Here is a 25,014-nt window from a genome sequence, read left to right on the forward strand (position 1 = left end):
CGTCCTTCTCCTGTGACTTAGGACGGATTTAATGGAAATCAGCCACCGTCGCGGCTTGAATGCATTTGCCCTGGTCCACATCCTGGGGCTTCCCGGAGCCCACACCCAGGGTTTGGCCGGGATCGACCAAGGAGGTACATGGATACCGGGGAATCCGTCCTGGGAGACGCGGATCTGTCACTGATCCACGCACTGCAGATCGCCCCGCGCGCGAGCTGGACCCAGCTGTCGGCGGTCCTGGGGGCGAGCCCCGACACCCTGGCCCGCCGCTGGGAACACCTCAGTTCCGGAGGTTACGCCTGGAACTCCCTCCTCGCCGCCCGCTTGGGAACAGAAGCCACCCTGTACGCGTGGGTGGAGCTGGAATGCGTCCCCGGCGACGCGGAGGCCACGGCGGTCACCGTCGCCGGCGACCCCTGCACCCTCGGCGTCCACCAGGTGACCGGCGATGCCGATCTGGTGCTGCTCGTCGTCTGGCCCGATCTGTACGCGCTCGACGCCTACCTCGCCGACCGCATCCGCCGGCTGCCCGGAGTCATCCGGTCCCGCACCCAGGTCGTCACCCGGCTCCACAACCGCCCCTACCGGTCACGGCTCGAACAACTCCCCCCGGGCCAGGCCCAGCTCCTCGCCGAGGCCGCGGGCGGCGACCGGCGGCCCCGCACCCCGCACGCGCGCGCGTACCCGTACGTCACCGAGCTCGACCGGCGGCTGGTCGCGGAACTGGCCGGGGACGCCCGCCGCAGCGCCGCCGAGCTCGCCCGGCAGTGCGGCACCAGCGAGTCCACCGTGCGCCGCAGGCTCGACACCCTCACCCACTCCGGCGTGCTCCACCAGCACTGCCAGGCGGCCCCCCGCTTCTCCGGGCGCCCGGTCTGGGCGATGGTCACGGCCGACGTCCCGCCCCTCGAAGTGCAGTCGACCGTGGCGGCGCTGACCCGGCTGCGGCAGACCCGCGTGATCACCTCGGTCACCGGGCCGCACAACCTGGCCCTCGCCATGTGGCTCCGTACCGTCGACGAACTCCACGACATCACCGCCGCCATGGTGCGGGCCGCCCCCGCGCTCCGTGTCGCGGGCACCTCGCTGTCGCTGCGCACCCACAAGATAGGGGCGCAGGTCCTCGGCCCCGACGGCCGCCGGACCCACCACGTACGGCCCTACGAAGCCCCCTGAGGCAGCCCCTGGGGCCGCTCCTGGGGCAGCGGCGGCCGGGGCGCTGACAGGGCGCCCCGGGGCGTGTTCTGATGGCCGTATGGAGTTCGCCGTGTTCGTGACGCTGCCCGGTCTGGTCATCCTGCTGACCGTGATCGCCTTCGCCGATCAGCTGCTGCGCATGACCGGGCGCGGCAAGCGCACCGGCACGGTCTCCTCGACCGGCTTCGAACAGCTGCACGCCACCTTCTCGCAGGGCAAGCAGAACGAGCTCAAGGAGCGGCAGAGCTCCCTGGTGCTGCGCGACGACGAGGAGGACGGCGCGCCGCCCCACCACTCCACGGTGGATCTCAAGGGCGGGCGCGCCGTCATCAGACTGGGCGGGCCGGCGTAGCGGCCTCCGGTCAGGCCGGCTTGGACGCCTTCACCGAGTACATCAGGGGAATGCGGGGACGGTCCGCCGGGAAGCGGTAGTAGCCGTCCTCGTGCCGCTGGAGCGCGCCGTAGCGCGGGAACAGCGAGGCCTCGTGCTCGTGCAGGAACTCGATCTGCAGACCCGCCTTGGCGAGCGCCGTGACGACCTCGCCGACCGGGTGCACCCACTCCACGCTGCGGTTGTGGACGGTCGCCGCGTCGAGATCGGCGTACGTGCCCGGGGAGGTGTCCACCCAGGGCTCGCGGACGAAGTAGTCGTGCACGATCCGGCTGCCCGTCTCGTCGTCGAGCGAGTCCGTCAGCGGGTGGAACTCCGCCACGTACAGGAAGCCGCCGGGCGCGACGAGCGAGGCGGCGGTCTCCGCCCAGCGGTCGATGTCCGGGAGCCAGCACAGCGCGCCGCTGCCGGTGTAGACGATGTCGTACGCCCGGTCCGGGACGGCCTCCGCCGCGTCGTACACATCGGCGGCGACGAACGCGGCCCGCTCCTGCGAGAGGCCCAGGTCGCCGGCGAGCGAACGGGCCGTCTCGACGGCCGGCTCGGAGAAGTCAAGGCCGACGACGTGCGAGGCGCCGTGCCGGGCCCAGGAGAGCGTGTCGAGGCCGATGTGGCACTGGAGGTGCAGCAGCGAGCGGCCCGTGACGTCACCGACCTCCGCGAGCTCGAAGTCGCGCAGGGCGTCCTTGCCGGCGCGGAAGGCGTCGAGGTCGTAGAACTCGCTGGCGGCGTGGATCGGGACGCGCTCGTCCCAGCGGGCGCGATTGGCCTCGAGCCAGTCCTCGGGGGTCGGAGAGTACATGTCGGCGAGGTTATCCACAGGCCGCGGAGGACGCGACCCGAATTGTGGGCGGCCCGGAGCATCATGGGGGCATGACGGAGAGGCCCATGACCGAGAGCAAGAACGACGAGACCACCGCGGAGACCCCCGCCTGGGAGCGGCGTTTCCGCGCCCCGCGCGTCTCCCTGCCCGACTGGGCCGAGGAGGCCCCCGACCGCTCGCTGTTCGTCTCCAACGCGACCGGGACGTACGAGCTGTACGCCTGGGACCGGGCGAGCGGCGCGCAGCGGCAGGTCACCGACCGGCCGAACGGCACCACGGACGGCGCGCTGTCCCCGGACGGCGCGTGGATCTGGTGGTTCGCGGACACCGACGGCGACGAGTTCGGGGTGTGGATGCGCCAGCCGTTCGCCGGCGGCCCCGACGAGCCCGCCGTGCCCGGCCTCGACGCCTCCTACCCGGCCGGACTCGCCATCGGCCGCGAGGGCACCCTCGTGGTGGGCCGCTCCACCGACGAGGAGGGCTCCACGGTCCATCTCGTACGCCCCGGGGCCACCGCCCCCGTCGAGATCTACCGGCACCGGGAGTCGGCCGGGGTCGGCGACCTCTCGTACGACGGCTCGCTGATCGCGATCGAGCACACCGAGCACGGGGACGCCATGCACTCGGCGCTCCGCGTGCTCCGCGCCTCCGACGCGACCGTCCTCGCCGAGCTCGACGACACCAAGGGCGGCACGGAGGAGCTGGGGCTCGCGGTCCTCGGCTTCGCCCCGGTGGCCGGGGACACCCGGCTGCTCGTCGGCCACCAGCGGCGCGGCCGCTGGGAGCCGATGCTCTGGGACGTGGCGGCGGGCACCGAGACCGACCTCCGCCTCGACCTGCCCGGCGACGTGTCGGCCGAGTGGTACCCGGACGGCTCCGGCCTGCTGATCGTGCACGGCTTCGAGGCGCGCAGCGAGCTCTGGCGGTACGACATCGCCACCGGCGCCCTGGCGAGGGTCGAGACCCCACCCGGCTCGGTGTCGGACGCCACGGCCCGGCCCGACGGCAGCGTCGAGTACCTGTGGTCCTCGGCCGCCGAGCCGCCGGTGGTCCGCTCCACGGCCGGCGGCGTCGTCCTGGACCCGCCCGGCGCGAAGGCCCCGGCGTCGGTGCCCGTGGAGGACGTGTGGGTGGACGGCCCCGGCGGCCGGGTCCACGCGCTCGTGCAGCGCCCCGAGGGCGAGGGCCCCTTCCCCACGATCTTCGAGGTGCACGGCGGCCCCGCCTGGCACGACAGCGACGCCTTCGCGTCCGGCCCGGCGGCCTGGGTCGACCACGGGTACGCGGTGGTGCGGGTCAACTACCGGGGCTCGACCGGCTACGGCCGGGAGTGGACCGACGCCCTCAAGCACCGGGTCGGCCTGATCGAGCTGGAGGACGTCACCGCGGTCCGCGCCTGGGCGGTGGCGAGCGGCCTCGCGGACCCGGCGCGCCTCGTCCTCTCCGGCGGCTCCTGGGGCGGCTACCTCACCCTCCTCGGCCTTGGCACCCGCCCCGACGACTGGGCGGTCGGCCTCGCGGCCGTCCCCGTCGCGGACTACGTCACGGCATACGAGGACGAGATGGAGGCCCTCAAGGCGCTCGACCGCACCCTGCTCGGCGGCTCGCCCGAGGAGGTCCCCGAGCGGTACGAGGCCTCGTCGCCGCTCACGTACGTGGACGCGGTGAAGGCCCCCGTGCACATCTCGGCCGGCGTCAACGACCCGCGCTGCCCGATCCGCCAGATCGACAACTACGTGGACCGGCTCGCCGCCCGGGGCGCCGTCCACGACGTCTACCGGTACGACGCGGGCCACGGCTCACTGGTGGTCGAGGAGCGCATCAAGCAGGTCGCCCTCGACCTGGCCTTCGCCGCGAAGCACCTGGGGACACCGGGACCGGCCCGAGCGGACCGGACCTGAGCGGGACCGGGCTCCCCGGGGGCCGGACCGGGCTCGCTGGGGGCCGGTGGAAGCCGACCCGGGCGACGGGGGGCCCGGTCGGCTTGCGTACCGTGGGGGCGTGTACCGGTTCCTGAGAACGCCCCGCTGGTGGGGGATCAACGCCTTCGTCCTCCTCGCGATCCCGTTCTGCGTCTTCATGGGCACCTGGCAGCTCGGCAAGTTCGAGGACCGCGTCGACTCGCACCAGGAGGCCGAGCAGCGGCCCGCCGCGAGCTCGCGGAAGGCCGAGCCGCTGGCGTCCCTGCTTCCGGTGGACACCGAGACCTCGGGCCGCCCGGCGGAGGCGCGCGGCCGGTTCGGGGAGCAGTTCCTCGTCCCGGGCCGCGAGCTGGACGGCCGCACCGGCTCGTACGTCCTGACGCTCCTGAAGACGGACGGCGGCCGCTCCCTGCCCGTCGTCAGGGGCTGGCTCCCCACGGGCGCGAAGGCCCCCGCCCCGCCGTCCGGCGAGGTCACGGTGGTCGGCGCGCTCCAGGCCTCGGAGAACGCGGGCTCGAAGGGCGTCCACGCCGCCGGCGGGCTGCCCGAGGGCCAGCTCGGCATGATCAGCGCCGCGTCCCTGGTGAACGTGGTGAAGGACGACGTCTACGACGCCTGGATCACCCTCACCGACTCCCCCGCCGGTCTGACGCCGGTCCCGGCGGCCGCCGCGGCGGGCACCGGCCTGGACGCGAAGGCCTTCCAGAACCTCGGCTACACCGCCGAGTGGTTCGTCTTCGCCGGCTTCGTCGTCTTCATGTGGTTCCGCCTGGTCCGCCGGGAGGCCGAGGCCTCCCGGGACGAGGCCCTGGGTCTGTGACCCGTACCGCCCGGTGGGCGCCTCAGGAGGCGCCCAGGATCCCGGTCCGGTAGATGACGCCCGCGCAGGCGTTCGGGACGACCGCGGAGGCCGTGGGGCCGCCGGGCTCCGCGGTGTGGCTGACCACGACGCTGCCCTCGGCCGGCGTGCCGTCCTCGTGGAGCAGCTGGGTGGTGACCCCCGCGCCGGCGTCGGAGCCCGCGCCCGCCTCGGTGCCGGTGCCCGGCGTGGCGGGGCCTCCGGTGCCCGTGCTGGGGCCGGGGTCGGTGGTGGGCGGGACCGTCGGCGGCTGGCTGGTCGGCTGATCGGTCGGCGTGGGCGGCGTCGGCGTCGGGCTGGTCCCGGTCGTCGGGCAGGTCTCGCTCGGCACCCAGACGAACTTCACCTCGTAGGAGGCGTTCGGCTTCAGGACGAGCGAGGAGGACTCCGCGGAGGGGTCGGGCAGGCCGCTGCCGCCGTCGCCCGAGGTGTGCCGGACCACCGAGATCCGCCCGGGGTCGGCGGCGCCCCTGGCCTCGAAGCCGACGACACCGCTGCCGTCGACGACGCAGTCCTTGGCCGAGACGTTGGCGACGCGGAAGTTGCCGTAGACCCTGCCCTGGTCGTCGGGGCCCTGGGCGCCCTCGCTGGTGACGCCGAGCTGGTCGGGGGCGCAGCGCGGTCCCGAGCCGCCGCCCGCGTCCTGCGACTGGTGCGGCCCGCCGGCTCCGGGCGACTGCGGGCTGCCCGCGGCGCCCCCGTCGGCGCCCTGGCTCGGCGAGACGGCGCCCGCGGGGGTCTTGCTGCTCTGGGCGCCCTCGACGCCGGCTTCGGCGCCGGTGCCGCCCTGGGCGTCCTCGCCGTGGCCCGCGTTCACCGCGTCGGCGGCGGACAGGCCGCCCGAGGAGGCGACGTGCACGAAGGCGGGAACGGCCGTGCCGATGAGGACCGCGGCGGCGCAGGCGCCGACGAGGGCCTGCCGCTTGCGGGCCCGCCGTGCGGGAACGGCACGGCGCAGGTGCTCGAGCGAGCCCTGGGAGGGCTCCAGGCCGGCGACTGCCCCCTGGAAGAGCCGTCGCAGCGCGAGTTCGTCGTCCCCGTCGCCCTCGCCGGGCCCGGGCTCGATCTTCACCATGCGCTGTCCACTCACGTCGTCGCGTACATCTCGGCCGTCCGAGGCCTTCGAGGCCTTCGAGGCCTTCGGGGCCTCCGGGGCGGCGGAGGCTTCCGGGGCCTCCGGGGCGGCGGGCACCTCACCGGACGTCTCGTCAGGTATACCCGCGGGCGTCTCGTCGGGCGTGCCGCTCATGCGCTCGCTCCCATGGCGACGCGCAGCGCCGCGATGCCCCGCGAGCCGTATGCCTTCACGGACCCCAGGGATATCCCGAGCGTCTCGGCGACCTGAGCCTCGGTCATGTCGGAGAAGTACCGCAGGGCGAGCACCTCGCGCTGGCGGCGCTGGAGTCCGCGCATCGCCTTGATGAGGTCCTCGCGCTCCAGCTGCTCGTACGCCCCCTCCTCGGCGCTCGCCATGTCCGGCATCGGCTTGGACAGCAGCTTGAGGCCGAGGATGCGGCGGCGCAGCGCGGACCGGGAGAGGTTCACGACGGTCTGGCGCAGATAGGCGAGGGTCTTCTCGGGCTCGCGGACGCGCTTGCGGGCCGAGTGGACGCGGATGAACGCCTCCTGGACGACGTCCTCGCAGGAGGCCGTGTCGTCGAGGAGGAGCGCGGCGAGACCGAGCAGCGACCGGTAGTGGGCGCGGTAGGTCTCGGTCAGGTGGTCGACGGTGGTTCCGGCGGCCTGGGCGCCTTCGGCGCTGCCGCGGGGCGACGGGATGGCGTCCATCCCGGTCGCGCGGGGCGCGGCGGGCACGGGGGCGATCACCGGCATCCCGCCGAGTGCGCGCGGCCGCCCGTACGGAAGGACCCGCGGGCCCCGTACGGTCCCGGCCGCACCGCCGTACACGGGGCCGACGGCACCGCCCCGTAGGGGGAGCACTGCGGCGCCCCGCACGGGGAGCACGCCTGTGCCCGCGCCGCGGAGCGGGGCGATCGTCGCGATGTCGAGTACCTCTGCCACGCCTGTTGGACACGCGTCCCCCCGACAGGGTTGTACGCGTACGCCACCCTTTTTGACGGTGAGTCGTTTGTCCTCATGCGTAACCGTTCTCCCCCTGTGCCCCGCTTTCGCAGCGTGCTCCGCGCCACAAGGTCGTGGGTGAACGCAGAGACGCCCTCCACCCGGCCGTTGGTTGCGACAAGGGGGAAGAGCATCCTCTTCCACGGCATCGCCGCAGTTCAAGAGATATCTGACGCCTAATTGCTCACAGGACGTTCACAGATCCTACAAAGACGGGACAACCGATTCCGCGATCTGAAGGGCGTTCAGGGCCGCGCCCTTGCGCAGGTTGTCGGCGCAGACGAAGAAGTCGAGCGCGCGCTCGTCGTCCATGGAGCGCCGGACCCGTCCGACCCAGGCGGGGTCGGTGCCGACGACGTCGGCGGGGGTGGGGAAGTCGCCCGTGGCGGGATCGTCGTACAGGACGACGCCGGGCGAGGTCGCGAGGACCTCGTGGGCGCGGTCGAGCGGGACGGGGTGCTCGAAGCGGGCGTGGACGGAGACGGAGTGCCCGGTCACGACGGGCACGCGGACGCAGGTGGCGGCGACCCGCAGGGCGGACAGGCCGAGGATCCGGCGGGTCTCGTCCCGGACGCGCTCCTCCTCGGAGGAGGCCCCGTCGGCGCCGGCCGTGCCCGACCAGGGCAGGACGTTGAGCGCGAGGGGGCCGGGGAAGGGGCCGGTGTTCTCGCCGACGGCCCGCCGTACGTCTCCGGGGTGGGTGCCCAGGTCGCCGCCGCCGGCCACCAGGCCGAGCTGGGCGCGGAGCGCGTCGACGCCCGCCTGCCCGGCACCGGCGCCGCTGGCGGCCTGCTGGGCGGTGACGACCAGCTCGTCGAGACCGAACTCGGCGTGCAGGGCGCCCACGGCGACGATCAGCGCGAGGGTGGTGGAGCCGGGGCTCGCCACGATGCCCCGGGGGCGTACGCGCGCGGCGTGCGGGTTGGTCTCGGGGACCACCAGGGGCACGTCGGGGTCGGCCCGGAAGGCCGCGGAGGTGTCCACGACGACGGCGCCCTTGGCGGCGGCGATCGGCGCCCACTGGGCGGCGACCGCCTCGGGCACCAGGAAGAGCGCCAGGTCGACGCCGTCCAGCGCCTCTTCGCCCAGCGCGAGGATCTCGCACTCCTCCCCGCGCACGGAGGCCTTGAGGCCTGCCGAACGCGGGGAGGCGAGGAGTCGGATCTCGCCCCAGACGTCCGCGTGGTGCGAGAGCATCTGGAGCATCACCGAGCCGACGGCCCCGGTCGCACCGACGACCGCGAGCGTCGGCTTCGGCGTCATCGGCCGGTGCCTCCATAGACGACGGCCTCGTCCGAGTCGCTGTCCAGGCCGAAGGCGCTGTGGACGGCGCGCACGGCCTCGTTGACGTCGTCGGCGCGGGTGACGACCGAGATGCGGATCTCGGAGGTCGAGATGAGCTCGATGTTCACGCCCGCGTCGGACAGCGCCTTGAAGAAGTCCGCGGTGACGCCCGGGTTCGTCTTCATGCCGGCGCCGACCAGGGAGATCTTGCCGATCTGGTCGTCGTAGCGGAGCGAGTCGAAGCCGATCGCGGTCTTCGCCTTCTCCAGCTCGTCGATGGCCTTGCGGCCCTCGGCCTTGGGGAGGGTGAAGGAGATGTCCGTGAGGCCGGTGGAGGCCGCGGACACGTTCTGCACGATCATGTCGATGTTGATCTCGGCGTCCGCGACGGCGCGGAAGATGGCCGCGGCCTCGCCCGGCTTGTCCGGCACGCCGACGACGGTGATCTTCGCCTCGGAGGTGTCGTGGGCGACACCCGAGATGATGGCCTGCTCCACCTTCTGGGCTCCTTGCGGTTCGTTGCTGACCCACGTGCCCTGCAGTCCCGAGAAGGACGAGCGGACGTGGATCGGGATGTTGTAGCGGCGCGCGTATTCGACGCAGCGGTGCAGCAGCACCTTGGACCCGGAGGCGGCGAGCTCCAGCATGTCCTCGAAGGAGATCCAGTCGATCTTCTGCGCCTTCTTCACCACGCGCGGGTCGGCGGTGAACACGCCGTCGACGTCGGTGTAGATCTCGCAGACCTCGGCGTCGAGCGCGGCGGCGAGCGCCACGGCCGTGGTGTCGGAACCGCCGCGGCCCAGCGTGGTGATGTCCTTCTTGTCCTGGGACACACCCTGGAAGCCGGCGACGATGGCGATGTTGCCCTCGTCGAGGGCGGTACGGATCCGGCCCGGCGTGACATCGATGATGCGCGCTTTGTTGTGGACCGAGTCGGTGATGACGCCCGCCTGGCTGCCCGTGAACGACTGGGCCTCGTGGCCCAGGTTTTTGATCGCCATGGCCAGCAGGGCCATGGAGATCCGCTCTCCGGCGGTCAGCAGCATGTCGAACTCACGCCCGGCAGGCATCGGGGATACCTGCTCGGCGAGATCGATCAACTCGTCCGTCGTGTCGCCCATCGCGGACACCACGACGACGACCTGATGGCCGTGCTTCTTGGTGTCGACGATCCGCTTGGCGACGCGCTTGATGCCTTCGGCATCGGCAACGGAGGAGCCTCCGTACTTCTGCACGACAAGGCCCACGTGCGCTCCTCGCTCAGTCTGTGCCGCAGCCGGCGCTGCGATCGACTCAGTCTATCGAGGGACCCGAAAACGCCAGGGTGATATCGCATCCTGAGATGCGGTGCTCACTGGCTGATCAAGACGGGTGATCGGGAAGGGTGATCGGGAAGGGAGGGGCTACTTCCCGAGGGAGCGGATGCCCAGCGGGGCGGCGATCTCCTCCAGCATCACGCGGCCCGCCTCCTCGGCGAGGTCCTCCTCCGCCAGGTCCTCGTCGGTGTCGAGGCCGTCCAGCTCGGCGAGCGGCTGGTCGAGGCGGACGTGGGCGACGAGGGACTGGAGGGCGCGGAGGGTGGCGGAGGCGGTGGGGCCCCAGTTCGAGAAGTAGGAGAACTGCCACCACCAGAGCGCTTCGCTGGTGCGGCCGGCGCGGTAGTGGGCGAGGCCGTGGCGGAGGTCGGTGACGATGTCCGCGAGGTTGTCGGAGATCCGGGCCGGGACGGGGGCCTTGCGGGGCTCGTAGGGGTCGAAGACCTCGGAGAAGACGTCGACCGGGTCCAGCATCACCGCGAACCGTTCACGCAGGTCGTCGACGTCCGGCTCGGGGCCCGTGTCCGGCTCGTACCGCTCGTCCGGGACGATGTCCTCGTGCGCGCCGAGCCGGCCGCCCGCCAGGAGCAGCTGGGAGATCTCCAGGAGCAGGAAGGGCACGGCGCTGTCCGGCTCGTCGCCCTTGGCGACCTCGGTGGTCGCGACGATGAAGCTCTCGATCGAGTCGGAGATCTGGACCGCGAAGTCGTCGGGGTCCTGCGTGACGGAGTGCAGTGTGGCGTCAGACATCGAGCAGCCTCCCTGAGAGCGCACCGGCCCTGTCGTCATACATCTAGCAGCCTCCGCCCCTCGAAGGCACGGCCGAGGGTCACCTCGTCGGCGTACTCCAGGTCGCCGCCGACCGGGAGCCCGCTGGCGAGCCGGGTGACCTTCAGCCCCATGGGCTTGATCATCCGCGCCAGGTACGTCGCGGTGGCCTCGCCCTCCAGATTCGGGTCGGTCGCGAGGATCAGCTCGGTGACGGCGCCGTCGGCGAGCCGCGCGAGGAGTTCACGGATGCGCAGGTCGTCCGGGCCGACGCCCTCGATCGGGCTGATCGCGCCGCCGAGGACGTGGTACCGCCCCCGGAACTCGCGGGTCCGCTCGATCGCGACGACGTCCTTCGGCTCCTCGACCACACAGATGACGGTGAGGTCGCGCCGCGGGTCCCGGCAGATGTTGCACTGCTCCTGCTGCGCCACATTGCCGCAGACCGCGCAGAACCTGACTTTCTCCTTGACCTCCAGGAGCGCGTGGGCGAGCCGCCGGACGTCCGTCGGCTCGGCCTGGAGGACGTGGAAGGCGATCCGCTGCGCGCTCTTGGGACCGACGCCGGGCAGCCTGCCCAGTTCGTCGATGAGGTCCTGAACCACGCCTTCGTACAACGGAACGCCCTCCTCGGGAGTGCTTGATTCTTACGGTAGTGGCTGGAAGTGCTCGTTAGAAGAGCGGGTTCAGAAGCCCAGGCCGGGCATGCCGCCCATGCCCTGCGCCAGCGGGCCGAGCTTGGCCTGCTGGAGCTGCTGCGCGTTGTCGTTGGCGGCCTGGACGGCGGCCACGATCAGGTCGGCGAGGGTCTCGGTGTCCTCCGGGTCGACCGCCTTCGGGTCGATCACCAGGCCGCGCAGCTCGCCGGAGCCGGTGACGGTCGCCTTCACCAGGCCACCGCCCGCCTGGCCGTCCACCTCGGTCGCCGCGAGCTCCTGCTGCGCCTTGGCGAGGTCCTGCTGCATCTTCTGGGCCTGCTGGAGAAGCTGCTGCATGTTGGGCTGGCCACCACCGGGAAACACGGTCACTCACTCCTGAGGTTGGTCGCGTCCGAAGTTCGGTACGTCCGTATGTGTCGGTACGCCGAGCCTACGTGGTCCCCGCCCGCTGTGCCTCCATCACTCTTTCGAGTGAGAAACTGCGGCCTCCTCTACCTGATCAACACCCTCTTGTGGGCGGAAATCCCGGGATTCCGGGCCCGCCGCCCACCATTCGGCGGTAGGAAGGGCAGGCACCACGTGCACCGCACGTCACAGAAGGACACGAGCGCTGAGCTGAACAGAGGAGTCCCCCGGTGAGCCAGCAGCCGGAGATGCAGCCGCCGGGGCCCCCCGGGGGAGACGTCCACCGCGATCTGACCGGTACGCCGTTCCCCCTGGGCGACTGGGGTGAGCCGGCCGAACGTCTCGACGAGCTGTACCGCTGGGTGGAGTCCAATGCCCTGCGCACCGCCGAGTGGTACCTCTCGGACCGCGTCTGGAAGCGCCGCTGCGCCCGCGCCCTCCGGGTCGGCACGGCCGCCGGGGTGATCGCGGGCGCGGCGCTGCCGCTGCTCGACCTGACCGGCGTGGCCGAGGGCACGGCCGGCTGGGGCTATCTGTCGCTGCTTCTCGGCGCGGCCTGCATGGCCTGCGACCGGTACTTCGGGCTGACGTCCGGCTGGATAAGGAACGTGGCGACGGCGCAGGCCGTGCAGCGCCGTCTGCAGGCCCTCCAGTTCGACTGGGCCTCGGAGAGCGTCCGGGAGGTCCTCGGCCCGACGGAGGGCACCGCGAGCGAGGCCGCCGAGCGATGTCTCGGCGTGCTGCGCCGCTTCTCGGAGGACGTGACGGAGCTCGTGCGGGCGGAGACGGCGGACTGGATGGTCGAGTTCCGTTCCGGCCCGGCGCCGCTGGCGCTCCAGTCGGTGGGCGTCCTCCCGGCCCGCGCCGAGAGCCACCACCCCTCGGGCCGCTTCCCGCTCCCTCCCGGCACCCGCCCCAACATGCCCCGCCAGCGGCCCCCCGAGGCCCGCTAGAGCCCGCTGGGGCCCGCTGGAGCTCGTACGAGGGCACCCCGGGCGGGTCCGGGGGCCTCGGACTCCCCCGGACGGCCCGCGCCCCCGGCCGGCGGGCGGCGGGCAGCCGCTCAGCTCAGGATGATCATCGAGCCCTGGGCGAGGCTCCGGACCGCGGCCGCGTGGAGCCCGAGCCACACGTGCCGTTCCCGGGCGAAGGGGCTGCCGTCGTGCGGGACGGGGGCGGCCGGCTCCTCCAGGGAGGTCGGGCGCTCCGGCGGCAGCGGGGCGGACGGCGGGTTCGCCGGGTCGATGCCGATCGAGGGCGCCACGAATTCGAGCTCGCGCAGCAGCCCGTACGAGGAGCCGAGCGGGCCGCCGCCCTCCAGGAGCTCGTCGGTGGTGAGCGGCGCCGGGAAGTCGACCGGCACGTACGCGCCCGCGTGGTCGTAGTGCCAGACCAGGTGGGACTGCTGGGCGGTCGCCTCGAACATCTCCAGGAGCTGTTCGTAGTCCCCGCCGAGCTCGCCGACCGGCTCGACCGGCAGCCCGCAGACCTGGAGGAGGTACGCGCGGCGCAGGAAGTGCAGGGCCTCGTAGTCGAAGCCCGCGACCGGTGCGACGTCCCCGGAGAGCCCCGGCATGTACGCGTAGACGGGCACGGTCGGCAGACCGGACGCGCTGAGGGCGGAGTCGAAGACGGCTATCTCTTCGGCGAAGGGGTTGTCGGGGCTGTGGCACAGCACGTCGACGAGGGGGACCAGCCACAGGTCACAGGCCAAGGGAGGCTCGCTCTCCGTCGGTTGCAGGGACGGCCAGGGTAGTCGGCGCGGCCGGCCACGCCCACCCGCTGAGGACCTGCCCCCGGAGACCGGGCCTCAACCCGCCCCGCGCCACCGGCCTTCAGCGTGCCCGCTGTTCCAGGCGGTCCGCCCATTCCAGGGAGTGCGCGTTGTACTGCCGTACGACCTCGACGGCCGCTTCCGCGTCGCCGCGGGTGATCGCCTCGACGAGTTCGACGTGACCGCCCCAGAGCCAGCCGAGGAGGTCGCGCTCGGAGCGCAGGTAGGGCACGGAGAAGACCCAGGCCTGGACGCGGAGTTTGTGCAGGAAGTCGGCGATGTAGGTGTTGGCGGCGACCAGGCGGCCCAGCTCGCGCCAGTAGCGGATGTCGTAGCCGATGAGGATGTCCAGGTCGCCGGCGCGGGCGGCGCGGGCGGCGGCTTCGCCGCGTCGGCGTACGGAGACGAGCGCGACCCCTATGCCGGGGCCCGGGTCGGGGTCGGAGTCGGGGACGGCCGGCGGGGACAGCACCACCGCGGGCGCGTGGCGGCGGAAAATGCCGTCGACGACGAGCATCCGGGCTTCGACCATGCCCCGGTAGTCGTCGACCGAGTACTGGTGGACGCGGAAGCCGCGGTGCTGGTCGGAGTCGAGGAGGCCCTGTGCGCAGAGGTCGACGAGCGCTTCCCGTACGGGTGTCGCCGACACGCCGTACTGCTCGGCGATCTGTTTGACGGTGAATTCCTCGCCCGGCTGGAGACGGCCCGCGAGCACTTCGTCACGGAGCGCGTCCGCGATCTGCTGTCGCAAGGTGTTGCGGGTGACAGCTCCGCTCGCGGGCATTGGTCGGCCCCCTCCGTCCGGCTTCGGGACACCCTAGTCCAGACGGAGGAAACCTCCCTGTTCCTGCGGTTACGCGGTGTGCTCGTCGGCCACCGAGAGCGCCGCGTCCAGCGCCGCCAGACCCTCCTTGGCCTCCGCCTCGGAGACGTTGCAGGCGGGAACGGCGTGGGTGCGGTTCATGTTCACGAAGGGCCACAGGCCCTGCTTCTTCGCCGCGGCGCCGAAGGCGGCCATCGGCGCGTTGGCCTCGCCGGCCGCGTTGTACGGGACGAGCGGCTCGCGGGTCTCGCGGTTCTTGACCAGGTCGAGGGCCCAGAAGACGCCCATGCCGCGGACCTCGCCGACGGACGGGTGGCGCTCGGCGAGCTCGCGCAGGCCGGGGCCGAGGACGTTCTCGCCGATGTGGGCGGCGTTCTGGACGACCTTCTCGTCCTCCATCACGTTGATGGTGGCGACGGCGGCGGCGCAGGCCAGCGGGTGACCGGAGTAGGTCAGTCCGCCCGGGTAGGGGCGCTTCTCGAAGGTCGCGGCGATGGCGCCGTTGATGGCGACGCCACCGAGCGGCACGTAGCCGGAGTTGACGCCCTTGGCGAAGGTCATCAGGTCGGGCACGACGTCGAAGTGCTCGGCGGCGAACCACTTGCCGGTGCGGCCGAAGCCCGCCATGACCTCGTCGAGGATGAAGACGATGCCGTACTTGTCGCAGATCTCGCGGACGCCGGCGAGGTAACCGGGCGGCGGGGTCATGATGCCGGCGGTGCCGGGCACGGTCTCCAGGATGATCGCGGCGATGGTCGCCGGGCCCTCGAAGGCGATGGTGTCCTCGAGGTGCTGGAGGGCGCGCTGGGACTCCTCCGCCTCGGTGGTGGCGTAGAAGGGCGAGCGGTAGAGGAACGGCGCCCAGAAGCGCACGACGCCGGCGGAGCCGTTGTCGGAGGCCCAGCGGCGCGGGTCACCGGTCAGGTTGATCGCGGTGGAGGTGGCGCCGTGGTACGAGCGGTAGGCGGAGAGCACCTTCGTGCGGCCGGTGTGCAGCCGGGCCATGCGGACGGCGTTCTCGACGGCCTCGGCACCGCCGTTGGTGAAGAAGATCTTGTCCAGGTCGCCCGGGGTGCGCTCGGCGATGAGGCGTGCGGCCTCGGAGCGGACGTCCACGGCGAAGGCGGGCGCGAAGGTCGCGAGCTTCCCGGCCTGCTCCTGGATCGCGGCGACCACCTTGGGGTGCTGGTAGCCGATGTTCGTGTAGACGAGACCGCTGGTGAAGTCCAGGTAGCGGTTTCCGTCGTAGTCCCAGAAGTACGAACCCTCGGCGCCGGCGACGGCGAGCGGGTCGATCAGGCCCTGGGCGGACCAGGAGTGGAACACGTGCGCGCGGTCGGCGGCCTTGACGGCCGCGCCGGCCTGGGGATCGGGTTCGATGACATGAGGGGTCATGCGGTCGAGGGTAAGGAACCGCAGGTGGGGCGGGCCATGGCCATCTTGTCCACCGAGACCGGGACGGACGCGACACGTTGTTCTGCCGGGCCTCGGCCCGCGTCCCGTCTCATCATGTGATTGACAGCATCCTGTCGGGATGACAGTCTTCTGTCATGGGAACCGTGACTGACACCAGGACCGTGCACCTCGCCGTCTACGACACCCTCGCCGACTGGGAGACCGGCCACGCCACGGCCTGGCTCGCCCGCGCCGGCTACACGATCAGGACCGTCGGACCGGCCGCCGGAGAGCCCGTCACCACCCTCGCCGGCCTCCGGATCGTCCCCGACCTCGCACTCGCCGACCTCTCCCCCGAGGACAGCGCCCTGCTGATCCTCCCGGGCGCCGAGAAGTACGACGAGGGCGACGAACTCGCCCCCTTCACGGCCAAGGCCCGGACCTTCCTCGACGCCGGCGTCCCCGTCGCCGCCATCTGCGGCGCCACCGCCGGCCTCGCCAAGGAGGGCCTCCTCGACGACCGCCCCCACACCAGCGCCGTCTCCTTCTACCTCGCCGCCACCGGCTACCGGGGCGCCGAGCACTACGTCGACGCGGACGCCGTCACCGCCGGGAACCTCGTCACCGCGGGTCCCACCGAACCCGTCGCCTTCGCCCGCGAGATCTTCGCCCTGCTCGGCGCGTACGAGGGCAAGCGGGACGCCTGGTACCGCCTCTTCCAGCACTCGGACCCCGCCGCCTTCGAGGAGCTCCACGCGTGAGCCGCGCACAGCAGGACGCCCTCTCCCGCACCGCCCTCGGCGTCTTCCGCCTCAACGGCCAGTTCCTCGCCGTCTCCGAGAAGCTCGCCGAACCCGCCGGGCTCACCGCCGCCTGGTGGCAGGTCCTCGGAGCCGTACTCCCCCAGCCCCTGCCCGTCTCCGGCATCGCCCGCGTCATGGGCATCACCCGCCAGAGCGTCCAGCGCGTCGCCGACCTCCTCGTACGCGAAGGCCTCGCCGCCTACGAACCCAACCCCGCCCACCGGCGCGCCAAACTCCTCGCCCCCACCGAGGCCGGCCGCGCCGCCGTCCGCCGCATCGACCCCGGCCACGCCGAACTCGCCGCCCTCCTCCTGCGCGAACTCGGCGGCCAGGAAGCCTTCGACGAGACGGTACGCGTCCTGGAACGGCTCTCCGAGGCCATCGAGAACGCCTCCGCGGCCTACCGGCAACCGCCGCGACCATCGGAGGCGTAAGGCCCTCACGGCCCGCGCCCTATGCTGCCCGCCATGAGCACGCCAGGGCGTACCGTCGCCACCACGATCACCGGCTGGGGCATGGTCCTGAGCGGCACGGCCGCCGTCGCCGCCACCCTCTACGCGGTCTCGCCCTACCCGCCGCTCATACCCGAACTGGCCCTCGCCGGCCTCTCCGTGCTCTTCGCGGCCGCCTGGGTCATCGCCTCCTACCGGGCCGAGGCACGCGCGCGTGCACACGAGGAAGACCCGCTGGCGAAGCCGTACCACGACACCCGGAAGCAGAACCGGGCCCTGCCCTACCTCTTCTCCTTCGGCATCCCCGTCGCCGCCTTCACCGCCTTCCTCACGGCCTTCATGGTCACCCCCGACGTCGGCCGCGAGACCGAACGCCTCGACCGCGCCGGATACGGCGAGTACGAGGTCACCGTCGTCCGCCTCGCCGGCGAGCCCGAGTACCACGAGGGCGACCAGGACCAGGACCCGTACTACCTCACCGACCTCACCCTCCGGATCCCGTACGAGACCGGCCCCCGCGAGGTCACCGTCAAGGGCATGTACACCCGCTACAAGGCCCCCCGCCCCGGCGGGAAGGTGGACGTCTACTTCGCGCCCCGCGACCCCGGGACGCCCGTCGTCGAGAACGGCAGGCGCACCAACGTCCGCTGGTTCATCTGTCTCTTCATGGGCATCTGGATCTGGCCCCTGCTCCTCATCGGCGGCGGACTCCTCAAGGCCAACACCGACGCCGACGACCTCGACGAACTCCGCCGCTTCGACCCGGGCACCCACCTGCCCGCCCTCGCCATCCTCCTCACCGGCCTCCTCCTGCTCCTCCCCAAGGCCGTCGGCTTCGAAGTGGCGGGCTACGACGAACTGCCCGCCGCCCTCGCCACCCTCGCCCCGCCCCTCGCCCTCCTCTGGGTCGTCAAGCGCTACTGACCGGCCCCGTCGACCCCCGTCGAAACCCCGTGGAACAGCTCCGTCACCGCGCTCCTCAGCAGCAGCGGATGCACGAACCTGTCCGCCCCCGACGGCAGACACCGCCACGACAGCGGCCACGTCCTCCCCGTCAGCGCCGGCACCGGCACATAGCTCACATGCGCAGGACCCGCGCCGAACCTCGTCACCCCGCGCGGCCACGACTTGTACGCCGTCGACCCCGGCGGCACCAGGAAATACACCCCCCGCCGCCCGTTCGCCTCTATCACCACCGGCCCCGGATCCCCACCCGTCAGCACCTCCATCCAGTCGGCCACCCGGCGCCCCTCCTCGCCGTCGACCCGCACCGCGTCGAATTGCACCCCCGCCTTACGGAGTTGGAATCCGGAAACAGGAATCCAATCCACGTTTACTTCCCGATTCTCGTCATTCACAGGGACATGCTCCCGCGCCGACGCTAGCGTTTTCCACGACTGTGGTGGGCGCGTCGGAAACCCCTTGACCTGCACCAACGCACCTCGTACGCAGTCGAATTCGGCGGGGAGCAGTTGAGACCGGTTGAGATCGGTTGAGTCCGAATGGGGACGCGATGACGCGAGTGGACAACAAGGAAACGACCATCGGCCCCGCGGCCCGCATGGCCGCGGCCGTAGCAAAGCGAATGCGCGTGAAGAAGGGACTGACACAGGAACAGCTCGGCGCCCAGATGGGCTTCTCCGGCGCCGCCATCAGCGCCATGGAACGCCTCATCCACCCCATCAGCGAGGAGATGCTCCTCCTCCTCGAACGCACGCTCGGCGGCGGGACGGGAATCTTCGAGGAGATGCAGGAGGTGCTGCGGCTGGAGAAGCTGCCGGAGCAGTTCCGGGAGTACGCCTCGATCGAGCAGAAGGCGGTGGCGCTGTGGTTGTACGCCAATCATGTCGTCCACGGGTTGTTCCAGACCGAGGCCTACGCGCGCGCGTTGATCGCGGGTGGGTATCCGGAGCCGACGCCGGAGCGGACCGAGGAGCTGGTGGTGGCCCGGATGGCACGGAAGGCGCTGTTCGACCGGAAGCGGGTGTGCGAGATCGAGCTGGTGCTCGACGAGTCGGTGCTGAAGCGGGCGATCGGCGACCAGGAGGTCATGCGGGAGCAGTTGGCGTACCTGGCGGAGTGCGCGCGGAGGAGGAATGTGAACCTTCAGGTGCTGCCGCTGAACGCGGGGCTGGGGGGTGAGTACGCGGGTGCCCGAGGTGATCTGAACATCGTGGAAACCGCCGCTCATGACCACGTCACGTACCTGGAGATCCAGGGGGAGAGCCTGTTGATCACCGACCGGGCGAAGGTCAGTACGCACCGGCAGCGGTATGCGAAGATCCGGGCACAGGCCCTGGATCCGCGCGAGTCGCTGGGCCTCATCGAACGGTTGGCGGGAGCACCGAGATGAACGACACCCTGCACTGGTTCAAGTCGAGCTACAGCACCTCCAACGGCGGTGACTGCGTCGAAGTCGCCTTCACCTGGCACAAGTCCTCGTACAGCGACGACGGCGGCGGCAACTGCGTAGAGGTCGCCGCCTGCGCCCACGCCGTGCACCTCCGGGACTCGAAGGTGCAGGAGGGGCCGACGTTCGCGGTGGAGCCGGGGGCCTGGTCGGCGTTCGTCGCCTGGCAGGGCTGAGACAGAGGGGAAGGGGCCGGTCCGCGGGATGCGGACCGGCCCCTTCTGTGTGCGCGGGGGTGGGGGCGTCAGCAGGAGAGGTTCGAGCCCGTGGGGACGCCGAGGATCTGGGTGAACTGCTGGTACTTGGTGATGCGGCTCTGGACCTGGGCGGGGTTGCCGCCGTTGCATTCGAGGCTGCCGTTGATGGAGCGGATGGTCTCGCCGAAGCCGGCGCCGTTGACCATGGCGTTGTGGGGGGTCATGGTGCCGGGGCCGTTCTGGGTGTTCCAGTACCAGAGGCCGGTCTGCATGGCGACGGCCGGATCCTGCTCGACGCGCCAGGGGTTGTTGAGGAGGTCGATGCCGAGGGCGTCACCGGCGGCCTTGTAGTTGAAGTTCCAGGAGAGCTGGATGGGGCCGCGGCCGTAGTAGGCGGCCTGGCCGGCGGGGCAGCCGTAGGACTGGGTGGCGTCGCAGTAGTGGGGGTAGTTGGCGGTGTTCTGCTCGACGATGTAGACGAGGCCGCCGGTCTCGTGGGAGACGTTGGCGAGGAAGGCCGCGGCCTCCTGCTTCTTCACCGTGTCGCTGCCGGTGTTGGCGAAGGCAGGGTAGGACTTGAGGGCCGCGGTGAGGCCGGCGTAGGTGTAGAAGGAGTTCCGGTTCGGGAACATCTGGTTGAACTGCGCCTCGGAGACGACGAATCCGGAGCCCGACGGCGGGGTGGTGGGCGGAGTCGTGGGCGGGGTGGTGCCGCCGCCGGCGCAGGCGCCCTGGTCGGCCCAGACGCCCCACTGGCCGGTGGTGCCGGGGGTCTCGTTCTGGGTCCACCACTTGGCCTGCCAGTTGTGGCCGTTGTACGAGGCGGTCATGCCGCCGGTGTAGACGCTCGCGGAGTTCCACGCGGTCGCGCAGGCGGCGGCCGCGCCGGCGGAGGCGGCGGGGAGGACGAGGAGGGCGAGTCCGGCGGTCGTACAGAGCGCGGCCAACACGGTGACCAACTTGCGCAGCATGCGTGCTTCCTTCCGGGTGGGGGGCCGGGCGGATTCCGCGCGGAATCCGGGCGGGGGAGCACAGCGAAGCGCGATTGGTCTGGACCTGTCAAGGTCTAGACCAGAAGTTGTGACAGTTGAGGTTCCGGTTGCGGTCCGCGTCTCGACCCGCCGGGCCTCCGCCCGCCTCAGCGGTCCAGGAGGCGCTCCAACAGGCTGGAAAGGAGTGCTCGTTCGGCGACGGTGAGCGGCCCCATCAGCTCGTCCTGGGCGTCGGAGAGGACCTTGTCGAGGCGGGCGAGGTGCTGTCGGCCGCGCGCGGTGAGGGTGATGACGTTCCGTCGGCGGTCGGCGGGGTCCGGGGTGCGCTCGACGTGGCCCTGGTCGACGAGCTCGTTGATGACCGAGACCAGGTCGCTGCGGTAGATGCCGGTACGGCGACTGAGGTCGGCCTGGCTGGCGGGCCCGTACTCGTCGAGCGAGACGAGCGCCGCGTAATGCCACTTGCGGGCGTCCTCGGAGGCGAGGCCCGCACTGACGAGGCGGTCCGCCTGCGCGGCGGTCAGGGCGAGGAGGCGGCTGGGGAGGGCGCGCAGGCGCTCCGGGGCCTCCAGGGTCTCGGGGATCTCGGGGATCTCGGGGTTCTCCGGGGAGTGGTCGGTCATGTCGCGCAGATTACCCGTTGCGTTAGTGGCCCGAACGATATAACTTCATTAGTGCCACGAACGTTAGTGCCGCGAACGTTGAAGGAGTGACCCGCCATGCCCGTGATCGACGTCCTCGACTCGACGATGTACTACGAGAGTTACGAGTCCCATGAGTCCCATGAGTCCCGTGAGTCCCACGAGCCCTCCGGGCTCTCCGGTGCCGGGGCGGGCACGACCGACATCCCCTTCGTCTTCCTCCACGGCAACCCGACCTCCTCCCACATCTGGCGCCACGTCCTGCCCGCCGTCGGCGGCGGACGCCGGCTGCTCGCGCCCGACCTGATCGGCATGGGGCGCTCGGGCAAGCCGGACATCACCTACGACTACGCGGACCAGGCGCGCTACCTGGACGCCTGGATGGACGCGATGGAACTCGACGAGGTCGTGCTCGTCGGCATCGACTGGGGCGGCTCGCTCGCCTTCGACTGGGCCGCCCGTCACCCCGGCCGGGTGCGAGGCGTGGCCTTCATGGAGACGATCCTCCGCCCGATGAGCTGGGAGGAGTTCCCGGAGAAGGCGCGCGGGCGGTGGGAGGCCATCCGCACGCCCGGGGTCGGCGAGCGCCTGGTCCTCGAAGAGAACGTCTTCATCGAGGACTCGTTCCACAACACGGTGCTCAGCGGCCTCCCCCCGGCCGACCACGCCGTCTACCGCGCCCCCTACCCCACCCCCGCCTCCCGCCGGCCCCTCCTCCAATGGGCCCGCTCCATGCCCCTCGGCGGCGAACCGGCGGACGTCATCGCTCGCATCGAGGCATACGGCTCATGGCTGGCCGCCTCCTCCGACGTCCCCAAGCTCCTCCTCACCTTCACCGGCTCCCCGAGCCTGATCGTCAACCCCTCCATGGCCGCCTGGTGCACCGAGCACATAGCCGCCCTCACCACGGCCTCCTGCGGCCCGGCCGGCCACCAGGCCCTGGAGGACCAGCCCCAGGCGATAGCCGCCGCGCTCACGAAGTGGGCGGACAGCGAGGCCCTGGGCGGGCGCGCCTGAGCCTGCCCGGCGCCGACGGGGTGAGCATCGGGACCGACGGGGTGAGCATCGGCACCGACGGGGTGAGCATCGGCGCCGACCGGGTGAGCATCGGGACCGACCGGGTGAGCATCGGGACCGACTGGGTGAGCATCGGCGCCGACGGGGTGAGCATCGGGTCAGATCATCAGGATGATGCGGCCGGGGCGGTGGCCGGCTTCGGCTCGGCGGTGGGCTTCGGCTACTTCCTCAAGGGGGAGGACGTCGGCCACGCGGGTGATGAGGGCGCGGTCGGCGACCTGCTGGAGGCTGGCCGTGAGGCGGGAGGCGTCCGGGACGGCGCGGATCGTTTCGACGCGGACGGAGCGTTCGGGGGTGGGGACGCGGTCGGGGGCGAGGGCGAGGAAGACGCCGTCGTCCTTGAGGACGGGGAGGAGCGCGTCGCCGACGAGCGCGCCGTCGAAGACGGCGTCGACGCGGTCGGGGTCGGAGGCGAGCACCTGGGCGACGACGTCCTCGGGGGCGCCGCGGGTGACGACGTGGTCGGCGCCGAGGACGCGGAGTTCGCTCTCGTCGCCCTCGTGGGCGACGGCGACGACGCGGAGCCCGGCGGCGGAGGCGTACTGGACGGCGAGCCGGCCGACGACGGCGCTGGCGCCGGTGACGAGGAGGGTGGCACCGGCCGGGAGGGCGAGGCGGTCGAGGCCCTGCTGGGCGGTGGCCGAGGCGAGCGGAAGGGAGGCGGCGACGGTGAACTCGACGTCGTCGGGGACGGGGGCGATCCACTCGGGGTCGACCCAGATGACCTCGGCGTACGTGCCTTCGCCGGTCTGCTCGGAGTACCAGGGGACGTAACCGGCGACGCGGGTCCCGGCGGGCATGCCGGGGGCGGGGTCGAGCAGTTTGCCCGCGAAGTCGGTACCGAGGACGAAGGGGGGTGTGAGCGCGCCGACGGCGTCGGCGTAGCGGCCGGCGCGGATGCGCAGGTCGGCCTGGTTGACTCCGGCCGCCTTGAGGCGGACCCGGACGCGGCCCGGGACCTCCCCGGCCTCGGGTTCGGGGCGGCGGGCCATTCTGAGGACCTCGGGTCCGCCGTAGGCGGTCACTTCGACGACACGCATGGGGTACTCCTCAGACGGAAGGCCCCCTCGTGGCCATTACACCCACGCTCCCGACCCCCGGCAACCTCTGTCCGTCCACCTGAACGAATGGAGAAGTCCATGTGTCCGCCCGCTACACCGACCTCGCCTTCGCACAGGCGTGCGTACCGTCCCGGCCATGGAGTGGATAACCGCAGAGAACGTCATCGCCCTGGGGACGGCGCTCCTCGGTGTGCTGGTCTCGGTCGGCGTCGTCTGGCTCGACCGGTTCTCGCCCCAGCGCAAGCGGCTGGGCTACCGCGTCCAGCTCAACACCCCGCTCCACCGGGAGGAGAACCAGGACAGGGAGGTCATGACGGTCCGGGAGGGCGAGGTGGTGGGGATGGCGCCGCCCGCGAACGGGTCGACGCTCGTCCTGCTCCGCATCGAGAACGACCGGGAGCTCGACATCAGCTCCGACGACTACGGCGCCTCCGCCGAGCCCCACGGGCTGAGGATCACCTTCGGCGACCGGACGGTACAGGGAGTCGTCGCCACCGTCCCGGCCGGCTGGGTGTCCGTGCGGGACGACCTGGAGCGCTCGCCGAAGCTGGGGCGCAGCGGCAGCGCCGTCCTCGTCCCCAAGGTGGCGCTGGAGCGGGGGCAGTACTTCAAGCTGCTCGTCCAGCTGTCCGGCGGGGTGGCGGACCGGGACGTCAAGGTCGACGGGAGCCTCCACGGGGGCGCGATCCGGCGCAACAGGAGCACCACGCCCGACGAGAAGGCGGCCAGGTTCAGCCCGACGGCACGGACGGTCACGATCGTGCTCACCGCCTGTGTGATCGCCCTCGCCGCGATCATCGTCCGCGAGCAGACCCCGCCGCCGGTGGGCTGCGCGCGGGGCACCCTGACGGTCACCGGCTCGACGGCGTTCGCGCCGGCCGTCCGGGAGGTCGCGGAGAAGTACGAGCGGGACTGCGAGGGCTCGACGGTCCACGTGGACGTGCACGGTTCGACCGCCGGGATACGGGAGCTGGCGGAGGCCGGGGCGAAGCAGGCGAAGGGTTCGCCGGCCGTCGTCGCCCTGTCGGACGGGCGCAAGCCGGGCGGCTATCCGGAGCTGCGGGAGTCCATGGTGGCGGTCTCCCTCTTCACCCTCGTCCTGAACGACGGGATACCCGTCGAGGACCTCGGCCAGGAGCAGATCCGGGCGCTCTACCGGGGCGACATCACCAACTGGAACCAGCTCGTCCCCGGACTCGACCGGCCGGTGCTGCTGGTCAGCAGGGACGCCAACTCCGGTACCCGGCAGGTGTTCCAGCGCCGGGTCCTGAACCGCAACGAGCCGGCGAACTCCTCCCAGGACTGTGTGACCCGCGACGACCCCGAGGCGAAGGTGATCCGCTGTGAACTCGACTCCACCGCGCAGGTGCTGTCCGCCGTGGCCAAGCTCCCCGGCGCCATCGGCTACGCCGAACTCCGCGCCGGCGACGGCCGGAAGGGCGTCCACAAGGTGGCCATCGACGGGCTGCGGCCGGTCGTCGACGAGATCGGGACGTCGGGGTACCCGTACCGGGAGATCGAGTACGCCTACACCTGGGGCCGGCCGCCGGCCGACTCCCTGACCTCCAGCTTCCTGACCTATCTGAGCCGGGGCAGCGGCCAGGACGTCATCCTCACCCACGGCCACCTCCCCTGCGCCACCCCGAAGGGGCTGCGGGTCTGCGGAGAGGGCTGACGGCCGTC

The 25,014-nt window shown here is 71.8% G+C and carries 27 protein-coding genes; 12 read left to right on the top strand and 15 right to left on the bottom strand.

Annotated features, from left to right (window positions below):
• Positions 1-138: 138 nt before the first annotated feature.
• Both ACZ7G1_RS25870 and ACZ7G1_RS25875 read left to right on the top strand, forming a co-directional pair.
• A complete protein-coding gene (locus ACZ7G1_RS25870; protein ID WP_470876171.1) occupies positions 139-1,176 on the top strand; it encodes an Lrp/AsnC family transcriptional regulator in 1,038 nt (345 codons plus the stop codon).
• Positions 1,177-1,255: 79 nt separating this feature from the next.
• Complete coding sequence (locus ACZ7G1_RS25875) at positions 1,256-1,549, top strand: DUF6191 domain-containing protein (RefSeq protein ID WP_470876173.1); 294 nt, start codon at positions 1,256-1,258, stop codon at positions 1,547-1,549.
• 10 nt (positions 1,550-1,559) lie between these two features.
• Here ACZ7G1_RS25875 and ACZ7G1_RS25880 read toward each other — a convergent pair whose 3' ends face one another.
• Entirely contained in the window at positions 1,560-2,390 is an 831-nt protein-coding gene (locus ACZ7G1_RS25880; protein ID WP_470876175.1) for a class I SAM-dependent methyltransferase, read from the bottom strand.
• Between the two features lie 86 nt (positions 2,391-2,476).
• Between ACZ7G1_RS25880 and ACZ7G1_RS25885 the strand changes: the two genes are divergently transcribed.
• Positions 2,477-4,312, top strand: coding sequence for a S9 family peptidase (locus tag ACZ7G1_RS25885; protein WP_470876177.1), 1,836 nt, complete (start codon positions 2,477-2,479; stop codon positions 4,310-4,312).
• 100 nt (positions 4,313-4,412) lie between these two features.
• A complete protein-coding gene (locus ACZ7G1_RS25890) occupies positions 4,413-5,153 on the top strand; it encodes an SURF1 family protein (protein WP_470876178.1) in 741 nt (246 codons plus the stop codon).
• Positions 5,154-5,175: 22 nt separating this feature from the next.
• On the opposite strand, the gene ACZ7G1_RS25895 is transcribed toward ACZ7G1_RS25890, so the two are convergent.
• The 7 genes from ACZ7G1_RS25895 to ACZ7G1_RS25925 form a co-directional block, all read right to left on the bottom strand.
• On the bottom strand, positions 5,176-6,441 hold the full coding sequence (locus ACZ7G1_RS25895; protein ID WP_470876180.1) for a hypothetical protein: 1,266 nt from the start codon (positions 6,439-6,441) through the stop codon (positions 5,176-5,178).
• On the bottom strand, positions 6,438-7,214 hold the full coding sequence (locus ACZ7G1_RS25900; RefSeq protein WP_470876182.1) for a SigE family RNA polymerase sigma factor: 777 nt from the start codon (positions 7,212-7,214) through the stop codon (positions 6,438-6,440). Before ACZ7G1_RS25900 ends, ACZ7G1_RS25895 begins: the two co-directional genes overlap by 4 nt.
• A gap of 264 nt (positions 7,215-7,478) precedes the next feature.
• Entirely contained in the window at positions 7,479-8,537 is a 1,059-nt protein-coding gene (locus tag ACZ7G1_RS25905; RefSeq protein ID WP_470876184.1) for an aspartate-semialdehyde dehydrogenase, read from the bottom strand.
• Positions 8,534-9,805 (bottom strand): aspartate kinase, encoded by a 1,272-nt coding sequence (locus tag ACZ7G1_RS25910; protein ID WP_470876185.1) that lies wholly within the window; start codon positions 9,803-9,805, stop codon positions 8,534-8,536. Before ACZ7G1_RS25910 ends, ACZ7G1_RS25905 begins: the two co-directional genes overlap by 4 nt.
• Positions 9,806-9,961: 156 nt before the next feature.
• Complete coding sequence (locus ACZ7G1_RS25915) at positions 9,962-10,624, bottom strand: DUF5063 domain-containing protein (protein ID WP_470876187.1); 663 nt, start codon at positions 10,622-10,624, stop codon at positions 9,962-9,964.
• A 35-nt stretch (positions 10,625-10,659) separates the two neighbouring features.
• Positions 10,660-11,259, bottom strand: a complete 600-nt coding sequence (recR, locus tag ACZ7G1_RS25920) for a recombination mediator RecR (protein ID WP_033202382.1) — start codon at positions 11,257-11,259, stop codon at positions 10,660-10,662.
• Positions 11,260-11,328: 69 nt separating this feature from the next.
• Entirely contained in the window at positions 11,329-11,664 is a 336-nt protein-coding gene (locus ACZ7G1_RS25925; protein ID WP_376488431.1) for a YbaB/EbfC family nucleoid-associated protein, read from the bottom strand.
• 290 nt (positions 11,665-11,954) lie between these two features.
• Between ACZ7G1_RS25925 and ACZ7G1_RS25930 the strand changes: the two genes are divergently transcribed.
• Positions 11,955-12,659 (top strand): SLATT domain-containing protein, encoded by a 705-nt coding sequence (locus tag ACZ7G1_RS25930; RefSeq protein ID WP_470876324.1) that lies wholly within the window; start codon positions 11,955-11,957, stop codon positions 12,657-12,659.
• Between the two features lie 110 nt (positions 12,660-12,769).
• Here ACZ7G1_RS25930 and ACZ7G1_RS25935 read toward each other — a convergent pair whose 3' ends face one another.
• The 3 genes from ACZ7G1_RS25935 to ACZ7G1_RS25945 form a co-directional block, all read right to left on the bottom strand.
• Positions 12,770-13,420 (bottom strand): hypothetical protein, encoded by a 651-nt coding sequence (locus ACZ7G1_RS25935; RefSeq protein WP_470876189.1) that lies wholly within the window; start codon positions 13,418-13,420, stop codon positions 12,770-12,772.
• Between the two features lie 121 nt (positions 13,421-13,541).
• Positions 13,542-14,264: a GntR family transcriptional regulator gene (locus ACZ7G1_RS25940; RefSeq protein ID WP_470876191.1), complete on the bottom strand. Its 723-nt coding sequence runs from the start codon at positions 14,262-14,264 to the stop codon at positions 13,542-13,544.
• A gap of 69 nt (positions 14,265-14,333) precedes the next feature.
• On the bottom strand, positions 14,334-15,698 hold the full coding sequence (locus ACZ7G1_RS25945) for an aminotransferase class III-fold pyridoxal phosphate-dependent enzyme (RefSeq protein ID WP_470876193.1): 1,365 nt from the start codon (positions 15,696-15,698) through the stop codon (positions 14,334-14,336).
• Positions 15,699-15,853: 155 nt separating this feature from the next.
• Between ACZ7G1_RS25945 and ACZ7G1_RS25950 the strand changes: the two genes are divergently transcribed.
• Genes ACZ7G1_RS25950 through ACZ7G1_RS25960 form a run of 3 tightly spaced genes read left to right on the top strand, consistent with a single transcriptional unit; the run spans position 15,854 to position 17,877 of the window.
• Positions 15,854-16,459 (top strand): DJ-1/PfpI family protein, encoded by a 606-nt coding sequence (locus ACZ7G1_RS25950; RefSeq protein ID WP_470876195.1) that lies wholly within the window; start codon positions 15,854-15,856, stop codon positions 16,457-16,459.
• On the top strand, positions 16,456-16,935 hold the full coding sequence (locus ACZ7G1_RS25955) for a MarR family winged helix-turn-helix transcriptional regulator (protein WP_470876197.1): 480 nt from the start codon (positions 16,456-16,458) through the stop codon (positions 16,933-16,935). The genes ACZ7G1_RS25950 and ACZ7G1_RS25955 overlap by 4 nt, the downstream gene beginning before the upstream one ends.
• A 33-nt stretch (positions 16,936-16,968) precedes the next feature.
• Positions 16,969-17,877 (top strand): hypothetical protein, encoded by a 909-nt coding sequence (locus tag ACZ7G1_RS25960; RefSeq protein ID WP_470876199.1) that lies wholly within the window; start codon positions 16,969-16,971, stop codon positions 17,875-17,877.
• Here the strand turns inward: ACZ7G1_RS25960 and ACZ7G1_RS25965 are convergent.
• Entirely contained in the window at positions 17,871-18,311 is a 441-nt protein-coding gene (locus ACZ7G1_RS25965; RefSeq protein WP_470876200.1) for a hypothetical protein, read from the bottom strand. The genes ACZ7G1_RS25960 and ACZ7G1_RS25965 overlap by 7 nt on opposite strands.
• A 155-nt stretch (positions 18,312-18,466) precedes the next feature.
• On the opposite strand from ACZ7G1_RS25965, the gene ACZ7G1_RS25970 reads away from it, so the two are divergent.
• Positions 18,467-19,306, top strand: coding sequence for a helix-turn-helix domain-containing protein (locus ACZ7G1_RS25970; protein WP_470876202.1), 840 nt, complete (start codon positions 18,467-18,469; stop codon positions 19,304-19,306).
• Positions 19,303-19,539, top strand: coding sequence for a DUF397 domain-containing protein (locus ACZ7G1_RS25975; RefSeq protein ID WP_470876204.1), 237 nt, complete (start codon positions 19,303-19,305; stop codon positions 19,537-19,539). The genes ACZ7G1_RS25970 and ACZ7G1_RS25975 overlap by 4 nt, the downstream gene beginning before the upstream one ends.
• A 68-nt stretch (positions 19,540-19,607) precedes the next feature.
• Here the strand turns inward: ACZ7G1_RS25975 and ACZ7G1_RS25980 are convergent, their stop codons facing one another.
• On the bottom strand, positions 19,608-20,531 hold the full coding sequence (locus ACZ7G1_RS25980) for a glycoside hydrolase family 19 protein (protein ID WP_470876206.1): 924 nt from the start codon (positions 20,529-20,531) through the stop codon (positions 19,608-19,610).
• A gap of 167 nt (positions 20,532-20,698) precedes the next feature.
• Positions 20,699-21,175: a MarR family winged helix-turn-helix transcriptional regulator gene (locus ACZ7G1_RS25985; protein ID WP_470876208.1), complete on the bottom strand. Its 477-nt coding sequence runs from the start codon at positions 21,173-21,175 to the stop codon at positions 20,699-20,701.
• Positions 21,176-21,271: 96 nt separating this feature from the next.
• On the opposite strand from ACZ7G1_RS25985, the gene ACZ7G1_RS25990 reads away from it, so the two are divergent.
• Positions 21,272-22,210 carry a haloalkane dehalogenase gene (locus tag ACZ7G1_RS25990; RefSeq protein WP_470876210.1) on the top strand — a complete coding sequence of 313 codons (939 nt, stop codon included), beginning with the start codon at positions 21,272-21,274 and terminating at the stop codon, positions 22,208-22,210.
• 158 nt (positions 22,211-22,368) lie between these two features.
• Here the strand turns inward: ACZ7G1_RS25990 and ACZ7G1_RS25995 are convergent, their stop codons facing one another.
• Positions 22,369-23,310, bottom strand: a complete 942-nt coding sequence (locus ACZ7G1_RS25995; RefSeq protein ID WP_470876212.1) for an NADP-dependent oxidoreductase — start codon at positions 23,308-23,310, stop codon at positions 22,369-22,371.
• 157 nt (positions 23,311-23,467) lie between these two features.
• On the opposite strand from ACZ7G1_RS25995, the gene ACZ7G1_RS26000 reads away from it, so the two are divergent.
• Complete coding sequence (locus ACZ7G1_RS26000) at positions 23,468-25,006, top strand: substrate-binding domain-containing protein (RefSeq protein ID WP_470876214.1); 1,539 nt, start codon at positions 23,468-23,470, stop codon at positions 25,004-25,006.
• Positions 25,007-25,014 lie beyond the last annotated feature (8 nt).

Source organism: Streptomyces sp. NPDC037273, from assembly GCF_055603625.1.

What these genes read in the sequence shown, in the direction of transcription:
- ACZ7G1_RS26000 (WP_470876214.1), top strand. Translation starts at nt 23,468, where the DNA reads ATGGAGTGGATAACCGCAGAGAACGTCATCGCCCTGGGGACGGCGCTC.
- ACZ7G1_RS25990 (WP_470876210.1), top strand. Translation starts at nt 21,272, where the DNA reads ATGCCCGTGATCGACGTCCTCGACTCGACGATGTACTACGAGAGTTAC.
- ACZ7G1_RS25970 (WP_470876202.1), top strand. Translation starts at nt 18,467, where the DNA reads ATGACGCGAGTGGACAACAAGGAAACGACCATCGGCCCCGCGGCCCGC.
- ACZ7G1_RS25880 (WP_470876175.1), bottom strand. Translation starts at nt 2,390, where the DNA reads ATGTACTCTCCGACCCCCGAGGACTGGCTCGAGGCCAATCGCGCCCGC.
- ACZ7G1_RS25885 (WP_470876177.1), top strand. Translation starts at nt 2,477, where the DNA reads ATGACCGAGAGCAAGAACGACGAGACCACCGCGGAGACCCCCGCCTGG.
- ACZ7G1_RS25930 (WP_470876324.1), top strand. Translation starts at nt 11,955, where the DNA reads ATGCAGCCGCCGGGGCCCCCCGGGGGAGACGTCCACCGCGATCTGACC.
- ACZ7G1_RS25980 (WP_470876206.1), bottom strand. Translation starts at nt 20,531, where the DNA reads ATGCTGCGCAAGTTGGTCACCGTGTTGGCCGCGCTCTGTACGACCGCC.
- ACZ7G1_RS25995 (WP_470876212.1), bottom strand. Translation starts at nt 23,310, where the DNA reads ATGCGTGTCGTCGAAGTGACCGCCTACGGCGGACCCGAGGTCCTCAGA.
- ACZ7G1_RS25915 (WP_470876187.1), bottom strand. Translation starts at nt 10,624, where the DNA reads ATGTCTGACGCCACACTGCACTCCGTCACGCAGGACCCCGACGACTTC.
- ACZ7G1_RS25870 (WP_470876171.1), top strand. Translation starts at nt 139, where the DNA reads ATGGATACCGGGGAATCCGTCCTGGGAGACGCGGATCTGTCACTGATC.
- ACZ7G1_RS25895 (WP_470876180.1), bottom strand. Translation starts at nt 6,441, where the DNA reads ATGAGCGGCACGCCCGACGAGACGCCCGCGGGTATACCTGACGAGACG.
- ACZ7G1_RS25945 (WP_470876193.1), bottom strand. Translation starts at nt 15,698, where the DNA reads ATGACCCCTCATGTCATCGAACCCGATCCCCAGGCCGGCGCGGCCGTC.
- ACZ7G1_RS25940 (WP_470876191.1), bottom strand. Translation starts at nt 14,264, where the DNA reads ATGCCCGCGAGCGGAGCTGTCACCCGCAACACCTTGCGACAGCAGATC.
- ACZ7G1_RS25985 (WP_470876208.1), bottom strand. Translation starts at nt 21,175, where the DNA reads ATGACCGACCACTCCCCGGAGAACCCCGAGATCCCCGAGATCCCCGAG.
- ACZ7G1_RS25975 (WP_470876204.1), top strand. Translation starts at nt 19,303, where the DNA reads ATGAACGACACCCTGCACTGGTTCAAGTCGAGCTACAGCACCTCCAAC.
- ACZ7G1_RS25875 (WP_470876173.1), top strand. Translation starts at nt 1,256, where the DNA reads ATGGAGTTCGCCGTGTTCGTGACGCTGCCCGGTCTGGTCATCCTGCTG.
- ACZ7G1_RS25905 (WP_470876184.1), bottom strand. Translation starts at nt 8,537, where the DNA reads ATGACGCCGAAGCCGACGCTCGCGGTCGTCGGTGCGACCGGGGCCGTC.
- ACZ7G1_RS25960 (WP_470876199.1), top strand. Translation starts at nt 16,969, where the DNA reads ATGAGCACGCCAGGGCGTACCGTCGCCACCACGATCACCGGCTGGGGC.
- ACZ7G1_RS25950 (WP_470876195.1), top strand. Translation starts at nt 15,854, where the DNA reads ATGGGAACCGTGACTGACACCAGGACCGTGCACCTCGCCGTCTACGAC.